Annotated in this window: 11 protein-coding genes; 4 read left to right on the top strand and 7 right to left on the bottom strand. The window is 38.6% G+C overall.

Annotated elements, in window-relative coordinates:
* Positions 1–39 precede the first annotated feature (39 nt).
* From ACXAGX_RS17765 to ACXAGX_RS17750, 4 genes are all read left to right on the top strand, one after another.
* Complete coding sequence (locus ACXAGX_RS17765; protein ID WP_474839947.1) at positions 40–837, top strand: sulfotransferase family protein; 798 nt, start codon at positions 40–42, stop codon at positions 835–837.
* A gap of 66 nt (positions 838–903) precedes the next feature.
* Entirely contained in the window at positions 904–1,926 is a 1,023-nt protein-coding gene (locus tag ACXAGX_RS17760; protein WP_474839945.1) for a glycosyltransferase, read from the top strand.
* Between the two features lie 18 nt (positions 1,927–1,944).
* Entirely contained in the window at positions 1,945–2,787 is an 843-nt protein-coding gene (locus tag ACXAGX_RS17755) for a glycosyltransferase (protein WP_474839943.1), read from the top strand.
* A 48-nt stretch (positions 2,788–2,835) separates the two neighbouring features.
* A complete protein-coding gene (locus tag ACXAGX_RS17750; RefSeq protein ID WP_474839941.1) occupies positions 2,836–4,275 on the top strand; it encodes an oligosaccharide flippase family protein in 1,440 nt (479 codons plus the stop codon).
* 7 nt (positions 4,276–4,282) lie between these two features.
* On the opposite strand, the gene ACXAGX_RS17745 is transcribed toward ACXAGX_RS17750, so the two are convergent.
* The 7 genes from ACXAGX_RS17745 to ACXAGX_RS17715 all read right to left on the bottom strand — a co-directional run bounded on the left by ACXAGX_RS17745 (position 4,283) and on the right by ACXAGX_RS17715 (position 14,065).
* The gene (locus ACXAGX_RS17745; protein WP_474839939.1) at positions 4,283–5,197 is read right to left on the bottom strand and encodes a sulfotransferase; all 915 of its coding nucleotides are present in this window, start codon (positions 5,195–5,197) and stop codon (positions 4,283–4,285) included.
* Between the two features lie 26 nt (positions 5,198–5,223).
* Positions 5,224–7,209: an acyltransferase family protein gene (locus ACXAGX_RS17740; protein WP_474839937.1), complete on the bottom strand. Its 1,986-nt coding sequence runs from the start codon at positions 7,207–7,209 to the stop codon at positions 5,224–5,226.
* A gap of 591 nt (positions 7,210–7,800) precedes the next feature.
* On the bottom strand, positions 7,801–10,263 hold the full coding sequence (locus ACXAGX_RS17735; RefSeq protein WP_474839935.1) for a hypothetical protein: 2,463 nt from the start codon (positions 10,261–10,263) through the stop codon (positions 7,801–7,803).
* A gap of 204 nt (positions 10,264–10,467) precedes the next feature.
* The gene (locus ACXAGX_RS17730) at positions 10,468–11,193 is read right to left on the bottom strand and encodes a WecB/TagA/CpsF family glycosyltransferase (RefSeq protein WP_474839933.1); all 726 of its coding nucleotides are present in this window, start codon (positions 11,191–11,193) and stop codon (positions 10,468–10,470) included.
* Between the two features lie 105 nt (positions 11,194–11,298).
* A complete protein-coding gene (locus tag ACXAGX_RS17725; RefSeq protein WP_474839931.1) occupies positions 11,299–11,799 on the bottom strand; it encodes a serine O-acetyltransferase in 501 nt (166 codons plus the stop codon).
* A gap of 58 nt (positions 11,800–11,857) precedes the next feature.
* Complete coding sequence (locus tag ACXAGX_RS17720) at positions 11,858–12,814, bottom strand: acyltransferase family protein (RefSeq protein ID WP_474839929.1); 957 nt, start codon at positions 12,812–12,814, stop codon at positions 11,858–11,860.
* Between the two features lie 69 nt (positions 12,815–12,883).
* Positions 12,884–14,065: an O-antigen ligase family protein gene (locus tag ACXAGX_RS17715; RefSeq protein ID WP_474839927.1), complete on the bottom strand. Its 1,182-nt coding sequence runs from the start codon at positions 14,063–14,065 to the stop codon at positions 12,884–12,886.
* Between the last annotated feature and the right edge of the window lie 31 nt (positions 14,066–14,096).

The raw sequence follows: 14,096 nt of genomic DNA, 5'->3' as shown, positions 1-14,096 counted from the left end.
GATGTGGATGTTATTCAAACGATCAGTTAAGGATAAGACATGATTAACAAAAGCTTCATATTTTTGTCAGGACACCATAGAAGCGGTACGTCTCTTTTGCATGAAATACTGCGGGAGCACAATAGTATTAGCGGCTTTTCTGGTACAGGGGTTCCTGAAGATGAGGGGCAACACCTACAATCTGTATTCCATACGGGAAAATTTTTCGGGGGCCCAGGCAAGTACATCTTTAATGAAGCATCTCACATGGATGAAAACCATTATTTGGCAACAGAGCAGAACGCAGTTAAATTGATGCAAGAATGGGGGCAATACTTTGACCCAGCCTGTAATCATTACATTGAAAAAAGTCCGCCGAATTTAGTGAGAACAAGGTTTTTTCAAAAGCTCTTTCCAAATAGCAAATTCATCGCCATCTTGCGTCACCCGATAGCAGTAGGTTTTGCTACTCAAAAATGGAGCCGTACATCTATAGAATCTTTAATTGATCACTCTCTTCTAGGATACGAACTTTTCAGTCGTGATCTTCACAAGCTTACTAATGCCTATGTTTTAAGGTATGAAGATTTCGTTCAAGATCCTCAGAGTGAAACTGACAAGATATTCAAATTCCTGCAATTGCCAACAATAAATGTCAGTCATCAAGTAAGGCAAGACGTCAATGATAAATATTTCGAAATGTGGAATGAGCATCGAAACAAATTTTTCAATAAGTTATTTAAAAAAATAAGTAAACGCACAGAAGAAAGAGCAAATATGTTTGGATACAGTATCAATAACGTTGATTCCCTTACAGCGTCGAGTATTTTAGGTGTACACACTAAAAATGATAACTAAAATAGCATAAGCAATAATTTTAACGTTATTTAAACTCAGCTAGTTGATATCAATTGTAGGCACTAAATGTTCGATTCAAGCACACCTAAAATATCTGTAATCCTGCCAGTCTATAACGCAGAAAAGTACTTATTTAAAGCTATTGATAGCGTTCTTAACCAAACTTTCTCTGATTTTGAGCTCATAATATTAGACGACGGTTCAAGTGATACCAGTTTAGAGATTATCAATTCTTTTTCTGACGAAAGAATTAGATTGATAAAGAATGAAAAAAATCTAGGCCTAATTGAAACTTTAAATAAAGGGATTTTACTTTCTAAAAGTGAATTTATCGCAAGAATGGATGCTGACGACATTTGTTTACCCCAAAGATTTGAAGTTCAGTACAAGGCTTTAGTAGAAAACCCAGACGTCGGCTTGGTAGGCAGTTCTGCAGAACTAATTGATGAAAACGATGGAAGCTTAGGCCCATTTAAAGTACCGGAAGATCACGACGAGATTGTAATGGGTATGCTATTCACCAATCAAATCATCCACCCGACAGTGATGCTGCGAAGAAGCATACTTGCAGATTTTCAGCCCAGTGTATTTGACTCTAATTTTTTACATTGCGAAGATTACGAACTGTGGCTCAGAATACTTAAAGTATCTAAAGTAAAGAATATTCAAGAAAATCTCTTAAAATATAGAATAAATTCGACTAGCATATCGCAGATACATTCGACCCATCAATTCGATACTAGCGAAAAACTTAAAGCATCGCTAGCGAGAACGTTAGGAGTCAGTCCTAGTTTGAAAGAAATTAGAAACTTGATCTCTTTGGATTTCGAAAAATCTAGTTTTAAAATAATGAATGAGGAAATATTCCATAGACTAAACTATAATTTCTTTAGTTCTGAATTCATCTCTCATATTTATTGGAATGTTGCGATGCAATACAGAAAAAGAGGTGAGTCGACCTGGAAATCTTATTTAAATTCCTCGTATAAAAAAAGCCTCACAAAATCTTTACTCCTACTTCTTTGCCCTATATTAATTAAATTACCAAAACAATTATTTAAAACAAAACTTAGAGTTTTACAAAATTAAATAGGGATAAGAGGTAAAATGAAACATTTAGTATCAGTCTATATAACGACTAAAAACAGGCTAACGCTGCTAAAGCGATGCATAAACTCTGTCCAGAAGCAAAGTTATTCGAATATTGAAATAATAGTCGTCGATGATGGTTCAGAAGACTGCACAGCAGAATATTTGAAAGAGCAATCTGCGCAGGGTACTTTGAAATCAATATTAAATGATAGTTCGATAGGGGCTTGTGCATCTCGAAATAAGGCAATAGACATTGCAGAGGGCAAGTTCATTACCGGTATGGATGATGACGACTATATGGAGCCGTGGAGAATAGAGAAGTTTGTAAATTATTGGCACTCATTAGTCAGCACGGAAGCAGTGGTAGGTCTCTTTGACGATACAATCCTCAAACATAGTAATCACTCGGAAGAGCTGATACGCCCATCAATCGTTACACTTCAGATGCTTCGTAAAGCAAATTTAATAGGTAATCAAGTGTTTGTAGAAACAGAAAAATTACGTAGCGTAGGGAAATTTGATCCATTGATGCCAGCACTACAAGATTGGGACACTTGGTTAAGATACTTATCTGAACATTCTGGCCATTTTGCTAATATTCATGAAAAATCCTATATTCAAGATGTTGAACACGATGCAGGAAGAATTACTTTAAAGAAAGCGAGTGTTATTAGAGAAGCCTTTTCAAGGTTAGAGATAAAACTATCTCCTCTATCATTTTCTGAGAAAATAGCGATAGCTGAAGTTAAGTATGATTATCCCCAGATGCGACTCACCACAAAAGAAATATTACTTTTATTTCGTGCTGGAAGGTATCGAAAAGCGTTGAGCGCTTGTAAGAAAAAAATAATAAACTGAGACTTTTGTTTTCTGTCTGCTCATTAACTATTTTCTGTAGTAACTTTTATGTCATATGCTAATAAAACCATTCGAAGCTCTATTTGGAATGTTATTTTAGGTTTTACCAATCAAGCAAGTTCCCTTATTGTATTCGTCATTCTATCTCGATTTCTTAGCGTTGAGGATTTTGGGTTAGTTGCACTTTGTTTTCTGATAACAGAAATGCTGGTTTCGCTAAGTGGTTTTGGTGTGAACCAACTCTTAATTCAACGACCGAAGTGGAATTCCCATCTTGCTTCTGCCTGTATGGTGGTCATTTTTGTACTTTCAATTTGCTTTTCCTTAGTAATGACATTAGTAATAGCCCCCGTTACTGAGCTTTATTTCTATCAGGGAAGTTGGAAATATTTAGTCGTTTTGGCAATTGTTCCTATCATCTACTCTCTCTCGGCAGTAAGTACAGCTAAGTTGCTCCGCGATTTCAACAATAAACAGGTAACATTAATCAATTCTTCCACAACTATCCTAAGTAGCATAGTTACGGTAGTTCTCATATACTTCGGTTTTGAGATATGGTCAGTTGTCTTTGGCCGATTAATTCAATGTGTTTTGGCGACCATTCTTTTCCAGATTAGCTTTCCCTTTTTTCCTAAACTTACTTACAGAAAAGCCCATTATCGAAAAATAGTAGATTTCGGCCTACCGGTTTTTGGTCAAACGTTTCTAACTTTCATTCTTAGTAGAGTAGTCAATTTTGTTAGCTTATTTACTTTAGGTGCTGCCGCATTTGCATTCGTGTCTATTGCTCAGAGGGCAATACGATTGGCAAAAGAAATTACAATCACGCCGCTCAATGCCGTTTTGCTTCAGTCATTCTCGCGTGTTATCAAAAGTGACAAATTTGAACAAACGTACCAGCGAATTGTGAAAGTTTCATCGTTTATTATTTACCCAATGTTCATTGGTCTGGCTACCGTTGGAAAGGAATTTGTGGAGATTTTTTTTGGTGATCAGTGGGATACCAGTGGCGATATTCTTACAATACTAAGTTTCACAACGATTTTTATGTTACCTACTTGGTTTTTGCCTACTATATTGATTGCCAAAGGACAGACTGGAAAAGTATTCAAAATTAATCTGATTGGTGCGTCAATTACTATAGTGACAAGCGCAATAGGCGCTACTTACTCGGTGATTGGATTAGCGGTGGGCGCGGTAATCAGTTCGTTTGTTGTAGCTGTGTATAAAATATTAGTGATTAGAAGAATAGTTGCAATGAACTACATTAAAGTTATATTGTGTTGTTTACCCGCTTTCGTTTCAGCTATGCTAATGTTTTTAATTGTTAATTGGATTGGAGCTATCTATTTAACAAATCAAGATATATATATATCGCTGATAATTAAAGTGTTTATGGGTTGCGTATTATATTCAATATTTAGCCTGACATTGTTTACTAAGAATACACTCTACGTATTCAATGAGATTAAACACATAAAAAAATAATTTAGGGTTAAAGAAGCCGGTATTGAGGTTCCCCGGCTTCGTTATAAATATCATCTAGCCCAAAAATATTTAGAATATCATTGCACCTAGCTACTTCTGTAACACTGAATTTTTCCTTCCAGCTATTGATTAGATGATATTTGTTATTACCAATTTTTCTCTGTTGAAAGTTTGTGCTTGAAGCTTTAGTAGCAACTAATCTTACCTTTTCAATATCATAATCGCATTGCAAATATGCAAACAATTTTTCTAACTCATTTTCGAAATCTAACAATATATTTTCATAGAAAAGTACGTAAACATCTTTCGAAGTAAGCTGCTTTTGCGGAATATAATGGTAGAGAGCCCACAAAAAAATAATCCTATCAAGCTGAGTAATTGGCTTAACTTTTTGTTTAAATTCTTTTAATTCTGGATAATCCCTAAGTAAATCGGGCTGATTCAAAACTCTCTCAAATTCAGCAGCTTTCCAGCCAAGTTTTATCCATGAAGCAGCAACTTGCATGGGGTGTCGGACAGCAAGAATAATTTTCGACCCTCCCGATATTTTCTTTAACCAACCGAGCATTAAATTGCATCGAATGTCTTTGATGAGTCTTTTCGAATAAAAAATTCTTTCGTTGTCACGGTCAACCCATTTTCCGCTCACTTTTCCTGCAATAATTTCTTTAGCTTTTATTTCTCTTTTGGTATTTTTTTCATTTTGACTTATATATTGTGGAAATGGGAAATCCTTCGCCAACGCTATTTCTTTAGACCAGAAAGGCTCAAAAAGAACTCTATACGTTTCGTCGTAGTTTATTACATCTCCCGCCCATGTAGTACCACTACGCCCCATTCCACAAAGCAGCAGTGGACGTTCCGACGGCGCTAAATCTACAGGGAGTAGTTTATCTTTAATGCTTTTTAATTTTGGCATCATGATGTTTATTGAATTCCCTATTCCACTTATTTCGATAATTTACTCGATGGCTGATATCTGTTACAAGAACGAAGTCTGTGTTCTTCTTTAAGAACCCCGTAACAGGCGAAGAGTTCATCTAACGTGTCTGGTAGGGCCAAATCAAGAGCCTTCATAGCCCCCGAAATAGTCAGATGCCCGTAATCAAAGTGCATCGGCTCTCCGGTGTCGGAGTATGAAAGGCATGCCTGGTCCTTATTACAAAGCGCATCCATGACGCGAATAAAAATCCCCCCTGCCCGAGTTACTTCTTTATCTAGTATGTCTTGTACACGCCAGCGCTCTGGGCTTGAGAGGTAATTAACGGGCTGCTCGGATACTTGCGTACCCGCCTTTATCAGTACAGCGGGGAAATCGAATCCGTATTCGGGACTAGGTCCGAAGACAGCGACCGGGACACCTAGTCCAATGATCCATCGCACTGTCTTCTCTAAATCCTTTGCATCGATAGCGCGCCAGCGGGCAGATATAATAATGCCAGCCAGTTTCGTAGCATTACTTTCGATAAATGGGCGGATTTGGCGATCATAAATTGCGTTGCAAGAGGCTGAGCCGCGTCCGTTCCAGATTGGGCGGCAGCCTGACATCGTAGCTTGAATGATATTATTCTCAGGATAAGTGTCGCTCAATGCAATGGCATAATGCGCAGAAAAGCTGTCGCCGATCAAAAGGTAGTTCGCCTTATCATCATCCAATAATAAGCAATGCCGAAATTTCTCAAAATCGGCTGAAGCATTTCCATCGGCAAAGCAATCTGCTTCAGTGAACTGGCGAACGTGATCCGGCCCACCACGATAGTCCAAAGCAGCAATCAGATGAGGTTGGTCGGCGTGCTTGGCGCGCCATGATTTTTTAAAACCGCTCTCAGCTATTCCAATCCAAGCAAGTACTGAAAGCGCGATCATCCCGGTAGCAGAGACAGAAAAGAGCTGAGCATTGCTAGACAACCAGCGTTTATCTGGCCGGCGGAAAGGTTGCTCGATATATTTCCAACTTACCCAGCCAATTATCAGGGATAGTAGTGCTAGGCCGTACATTTGCGCCATCGACGGTGCAGTCGACTGCGCTAAGCGCGCGAAGGCAAGAATTGGTTGGTGCCATATGTAGGCCGAATAGCTGATTAGTCCGATTCCTACCAAAGGGCCCCAGGATAGGATACGATCAGCCAGAGAGCGCTTCCCTTCTGATTCTCCACCATAAAGGACAACAAATGTAGCACCTATAACAGGCAATAGGGTGTAGAACGATGGAGCAGGCATCTCCTCATTAAAAAAGGCTGTCGCAGCTAAAATCATTATTAGGCCTAGCAAGGACAGAGCTGGACGAGGTACATGATTTGGACGACGGATTAAAAAGGCAGCGATTGCCCCGAGTCCTAGCTCCCAGGCGCGTGTTGGGAGAAGATAGAAGTTCGGTGCGGGATACCGCGATGAGGCCCACTGGGAGAGGAGCAGGCTGCAAAGAGTTAACAGGATAATGAGCGGCAATACCTGCTTACGCCTCACCCTCCACATTGCCCAAAGCATAAGCGGGAATATGACGTAGAACTGCTCTTCCACAGCGAGACTCCATGTGTGCAGCAGAGGATTTTCCGCAGCAGAAGAAGCAAAGTAATCTACGTTTTTCCAGAAAAGGATGTTCGAGGAAAAGACCATGATGCTCATCATGGCCTTGGAAAACAATTCTAATTGGCCTGGAAGCATCAACCATATCGCGAAGGGGATCGAAGCAACGAGCATGGCCAATAGGGCTGGCAGGATGCGGCGTGCGCGACGTTCATAGAATCGGACGATAGAAAAGCGGGACTTGTCCAATTCGGATATAAGTATGCCGGTTATAAGAAAGCCAGATATTACAAAAAAGACGTCGACACCGACGAATCCCCCAGGCAGCCAATTAGCCCCCGCGTGGAAAAGAATAACAGGAACGACTGCAACTGCGCGCATTCCATCGATATCACGGCGGTACTTCATTCGTACTTCACTCAATAAAAGTAGACTTTAAAACTACAAAGTTAATCTAAGGTTGATTTAAGATACTAAAGAAACTTTATCTGAGTCTAGTTTTCATATGGTTTTTATGAAAAAACTTAAAATCCGATAAAGATTGAGAATTGTTTTTGAAACGCTTATCGAAATTACAAATAAGTCCTTTTATTTATTTCAGGTACAAGGATGTTATCAAAATTGTTAAATCTTTAACATAGCGTTAAAACTCACAGTCTATGTGCCGCCATATTAAGTTAGTTTTCGACTAGCTTCCGGGCTATGCCCGGATGTCAAAAAAGTTGGCTGTGAAGATAAAGTATGTTCCACTTTCAACAGACTCGGCAAAATAAACTGTTGCCACACTGGTATAAATAATCAGAATTAACTATTGCACAATGCTTTCATATCAAAGTCCGATTAGTTCCTCCTACAAAGGAAACAATCGATCTCTATTGGTTTTTAATTATCTTATCGAGTTGAAGCTTCGTTAGTCCATGAATACATAAAACACCTTCTTCGCCTTCTTCTCTCTAAGCTATATTTTGACAAAAATGCCTATCATCGTACTATGACCTTTCAGCAACTACTGAAATCATTAAGAAAAGTAAGCTTTATCCTTATAATGCCGCCATTTTGAAGTAGAAAATAGACATACTCGCCGCTGTATTCATCAATCTCTATGTCTACTACACCACTATTATTTGTCAACAAACAGGTTATGTTTTGCCACTCTTCATCACTGTGTCGCATAAACAATTTCCCATTTGTATTTCCATCCCAACTTACCGAGCCAGCAAACCCAATATCTCCAGTTTGAGTGAATGCCATAGAGTGAAAAGCATCAGCCAGGTCGTCTCGCAGGAACTCACTAAATGTACCACTAGAGTATTTGTAAATAACTGCGCCATTTCTCGCTCCGAGGAGATAAATGTCGTCCCCAACGACCTTTATTTCGAATGCCCATAGCCCTGAGGGTGCTGTAACTTCGTCAACAAGCGACTCTGTTTCCAAATCGAAAAATTTTAGATTTGGCTGGCCATCAATATGATACGAGACTAACTGGTTGCCCAATTTCGTAAAAGCACGATAAACCCGATTCTGCCCGGTCGTGAATATCTTATTACTTGTTGACTCGATGAGCTCTCTACCTGCAAAGTTTGGTGTCATCTTATATAAGCCGCCATTGCTGCCATCTTTATAAGTATATAGCTTGTCGTTGACATGAAGGAGTTTACGTGCGTAACTTTGCCCCCAGAAGGCACCAGGGGACGTTCGGCTCGAATTGGTATCTACTTTTTGAAGATTTAGGAAGTTATTGCTTTTGTCTGCAGAAAGTAGATAGTCTTCCTGTAAATTCCAAGGTGATAATGTGGCAAATACTCCATCCTGACTACTCGTTACAGACCATACGTGTCCTGCATGCAACCAATCTGACCCCATACGAGGAAATATATTAGTAAATACATTTGGATAATTTACGTCCATCGAGACTAAACCATTATCCATACTGGTTATATAAAGTTTATCTTCATCGATTTCTATATCTGTCCCTACAAAATTTGATGCATCTAACGACATCTCATCAAACTTACCCGATGTACTATTGTGTTTGTATATTCCCCAGAAATCGGTGAACCATATTGAATTCCCAATGCTTGTCGGCATACCAACAGGTTTCGTGATGGACTTTCTCCAATTCCTAAAGGGTTGATTGGTTTCGTATTTTACATTTACTAACTCGCCCCGCCGTAGGCTATTTTCTCCGACAATTAGCTTATATATACTCGCGTTCCATTGGTCACCAAGAGCAAAAAAGTGTTGTTTGTTGATTCGGTCACTTGTATCAATCATCACATTCACAACATCTTTATATTTGAAATTAACATCGATAGCGGCATAAGACCCTAGTTCAAATACCCCTCTTGCTGTAAATACTAAAGGCATAGCATCTGGGCTGAGACGCACAACGCGAACGACACTTTTATCGAAGGTTTTTTCAAGCATCACACTACCGTCAAACCGGTTTACTCTGTATAACTTTCTATCAGAAAACCCAAACAGCGCATCCTCTTCGTCCCAGAAATAAACGCCTTTTAATTTTGGTATAGATAATGACGCTGAGGTCATATTACCTGCACTGTCGATACAAGGTATTTTTGCTTGTAGAGCCGCAAAACAGGTGACACCTTGTGCTGAAGTCGACGACAGTTGAAGCGTGGTACTGCGCATGCTTTTAAACTTTAAACCAATTGGCGACCAAGTTTCATCCTCCTGTAAACGAAGCACTTCCTTTTTAGTTATCGCCAAAAGCGCATCTCCGTGTTCTACTAGCCCGGTGACATTGTAATTAGTCAGACCGGCAACCATTGGAGTCCAACCAGAGCCGTTAAATTTCCAAACACCAGTAACATCGGAAGATGCATAAATATCGCCATCGAACTCTATAACACTGCTAAATGCGCCACTGCCGCCCCACCCTATGTGCATAATATCTTCAGAGTTACCAGAGGCAGTCGCCTGCAGTACTAATGACACGTCGATGTCATAGTGCATTGCAATATGAAGGAGCTCATCTTTGGTGAGTAATTCTCGCTTTTCGAGTTCCCGACTTAGCTGAGCAACATAGTTAGGATATAACTTATATAGAACAATCACGGCTGAATTACGTCGAGAAGTGTCGAGAAGTTTTAGTGTACCTAACTTATCAAACTCTTGGCTTTCTATAGCGTTTAATACGCCGCGTTCGGCCAACATCAATATTTCTTGTTTATATTGGTCGAATGACTCAAGAGTATCATTTTGTTGTAGATATTCGCCCAGTGCGACTTCGACACTAACACCTGAAGCCTTTGCATTAGATATAACGCCAGTCAGTTTTTCACCCAAGTGATTGGCTTCGTTTTGCTCAATCCATCTATCCGATCTAGCCTGTCCAGTGTTACTTTCTTCGGGCACGTTAGTACAGGACATGAGTGACATCAATAGTAAGAGGCAAACAACTAATGGAAGTGATATAGTGAAATTTCGTTGATTTTTCATTAGATGTCCTCTTAGAACATATATTTGAAGATAGAGATCAGACAAAGATGAGAAAAACAGAACTTGCTGTTAAGACGTTAGCCTTGAGTCTAGTTGATGCAAAGCGATCCAACAAGTTCACGCCTGTTTCTTGAAATGAAAGTACATTAGCTATTAATCATCGAACTACTAAGAGAATTCTGCATTCGAAGGCTTAAAGGATATTTATAAATTTGAGTAGATCGAGCGTAACTCGAGAAAATTTTTAGCATATCTTTTCAGTAGAGTTTTAGGTCGTTGAATTGCTCTGTATGCCCATTCCAAATGAAGGTATTGAATTATCAGAGGTGCCCTCTTTTCTTTACCAACTAAAAACAAAATGCTAGCTCCGACACATAGACCAACACCTCTTGAGTAACTCTCACTGATCTTACTTGCTAATATTTCCTGTCTCGGGGAGCCGACTGCGAGAAAAACAATGTCGGGACTTAAAAAGATGATGCGTTCGACGATACTCTTTACTTCGTCAGGTTTGTTAATAAACCCCATCGAAGGTGAAATATGTGCTATATCAACGGGTTTAAATCTATCTTTAACTAATTCGATATCATCTTCGTCAGCACCCACGATGCATATTTTCTTTGAATCCATGACACCAGAACTGAACAAATACTCTGTTAATGTGCTACCAGGGACAACATTTTCAATTTTTATGCCTTTCAATTTGAGGAGTTTCTGCAAAACCTTGCTATCGCACAGAGATAAGTCTGCATTTTTATAAATAAAAGAAAGCTCACTTTCTGCATTCCCATTTAATCTTGATAAATGGTCGATATTAGGCGTCACGATTACGCTGAATCCGTCTTTGGAAGACATTTCGATAATGGATTCTGCTGCTTTTTCTAACCCTATATCATGAAAGTTCACAATTCCGGTTTTCACTTCTTTCATTGTTGCAAAGTCCTGTGTGCAAAAGATGATGCTGTGCTCTGAATTAATAATAAAAAACTAACCAGAGCTATAATACACTAATGGTAAAAAGATAGGCTAGAGTGACTAAGGGCTTTTAGCGCTTATTTTTGCTGGTATACCCACGACAATTGAGTTAGAAGGAACATCTTTATTCACTAAGGTATAGGCCCCTATCGTAACGTTATCTCCAATGGTAATATCGCCTATTGCCATTGAATATGCACCGAAGTCTACATTATTGCCTATTGTAGGGCTGCCCCCAGAGGCAGCTTTATTTCCAATCGTAACACCTTGTCGCAAAGTTATATTTTCACCTATTTGGGCATCACCATTAATGAATATCCCACCAAAATGCCAAATTCTAATTCCTGCACCTATTTTAGCTTCTTTGGGGATGCTTATACCTGTTAATGTTTCTAAAAACCTGAAAATAAAATAATATGGGAGACTAAGCACTTTTCTAATAATGCTTGGCAGCCCATGCAGTTTACCGCCCACTCGGTACCACATAACGGGCCAAATGGATTGCTCCCTAAAAAATGCACGATAGCCACCATATCGCTTTATATCAGCTGAAAATGCCAATTTCTTCTCCTAGATGAAAATCATACCTCGCCAGGTATATAGAAATATTACCAGATAATTATTTTCTATGCTTTTTCGTATAACGACGAGCAATTTCCATTATTCGGTGCTCGTAATAAAAAGTTGATAAATGGGCTAGCAAAAACGTCACTACGATTAACAAGGGCCTTTTTACGTACTTTTCTACAATGTCTCCATCGCCAAGCCACGTATATCGAATGCCACCATGAATAACATATAATGCATATGAAATACTTGCCACATACACCAACGACTTATTTTTCAATTTTCCATGGATTACACAAGTATCACTAAACGATAATAAAATTACAACCATGCAAAAGTAGGGACGAAAGTAATTTAAATACAAAAAATTACGATGAGATGAAAGTAAAAAAAGTAAAAGAAAAAAATAAAAGAAGCTTTTACTAGTTGGCAAAATCTTTAGTATTTTCTCTTTATAAATAAATGCCAAGCACCCCACGAGAATCTCATCAACCCGAAATATAGTAAGAATGGAATAGTCGACCTGGTTGTAGATTCTCAGCGCCGTAACTGTAAGTGCTACAGGGAGGATAATATGAATAAAATTATGTTTGAGAAGTGCATAAGCAAGCCCTATTCCAAGATAAAATTGCACTTCGACGCTTAAACTCCAAAAATGCTCTGTAGCTTCCGTTAAGGCAAACGGTTCAAAATTGGCCACAAACAACATATTCCTTAGATAATGCATAAAGTCAACATCGTAGTAAGGCAGCGTAATTAATAAAAAAAGCCAAGCTAGCGGTAGGATACGTGCTAACCGTTTTATAAAAAAAGAAAATACTGAATCATTCTTGGATAAGGTCGCGGTTATTAAGTAGCCAGAAAGAAAAAAGAATATGGCCATACCTAAAATGCCAGTTGCCTGATTCAGTGAAAATTCCTTCGGCCCCAGCGGAAACAAATGACACAATAATACCAAGATGATGCTGATTCCTCGCCACCCATCGAGTACCACATTCTTTTCTTTCATAAATTAAAATTCGAAGGCATGGTTTACCTTTAGCTTTAGTTTAAATTTAGGTTCATATACACCTTAAATTTAACTCTTCCTTTCACAATTATGATCTTGAATATTTATTCTTACAGTTCTCTGACGCCAATAGGCTAAAAAAGAACCTATCAAAAACCAGAAATACCAATTAAAAACCAAATAACCAAAAATATTATCAGAGTAGTGAACAAGACTATATGCTAAGAATAGAGCTAGAAAAATTATATTTTCAGATGCATATTTAGCTTCTTTAAATAGCGCATAAAACAATCTATAAAATAGATAAATCATAGCCAAGAAGCCAATCATACCTAATTCAAATAAAATCTGAACGTAAGTATTGTGCGCTCCCATTCCTTTCCCTTCGCTTTCGACAAGGAAAAAATTCCCAGAATAAAATTGAAAACTACCAAATCCAAATCCCAAAAGAGGACTCTCCCAGAATTTTTCAAGTGCGTTCTCCCAAATAACCATTCTCCATGCTAGAGAGTTCAATCTCTCATAATCATTTATAAAGGCATCTGTGTCATTTCCTTGGAATAAATCAAGTATTCTTTCTTGTACACCAGGAATAAAAAAAGCGACAAGACATACGAGAATCAAATAAACGAGATATTTCCTCTCTCTGAAAGCCCCCCAAAGAAAAAGCAAAATAGCAATTGCAACCCACGCAGAGCGAGTTTTGGTTCCAACTATACATATTAAGGATAGAAATAATACATATAAACAATGCCGACGAAACTTGCTCTCAACTTGAAGGCTTGAAGCTTTTAAAACATAAAAACAAGCGGAAAAAACGGTAATCAGATAAAAGGCGAAAATGTTCGGATGCTCAAAAGTTGAGTAAAATCTGAATCCGTTAACATCTATGCTGCCCGCCGGAAATATTAACTCATAGCTAACCGCTACAATTGGAATAATAGCTGAGTAAACAACGAGCTTTAAACATTCAATGTAGTGCTGCTCTGACTTGATAAAATGGAATGGAATAGCGAAGGCAGCCATATAAGTTATCATTACCAGAAAAATTTTAAACCCACCGAGAAATGCTGGAGTGTAAACTAGGGATAGCGCGGTCACAGCTAGAAATGGTAACCACGCAGCGATTAACCTGTTTACTTTAAAGTTTTGCCGATAAAGTATAGCGGCCAAAATACATAGCATTACAATATTAAGTAAAGCGCCAGCAGTAAATGGACCAATTTTCATTAGCGCGAGTACAGTATCCATTGATGCACGAAATAGTAGGATAAGTACTAGT

This window comes from Alteromonas sp. ABV4_515 (genome assembly GCF_056160345.1).
The sequence above is the reverse complement of the archived record's forward strand: the minus strand, read 5'-3'. Positions and strand labels throughout refer to the sequence as shown.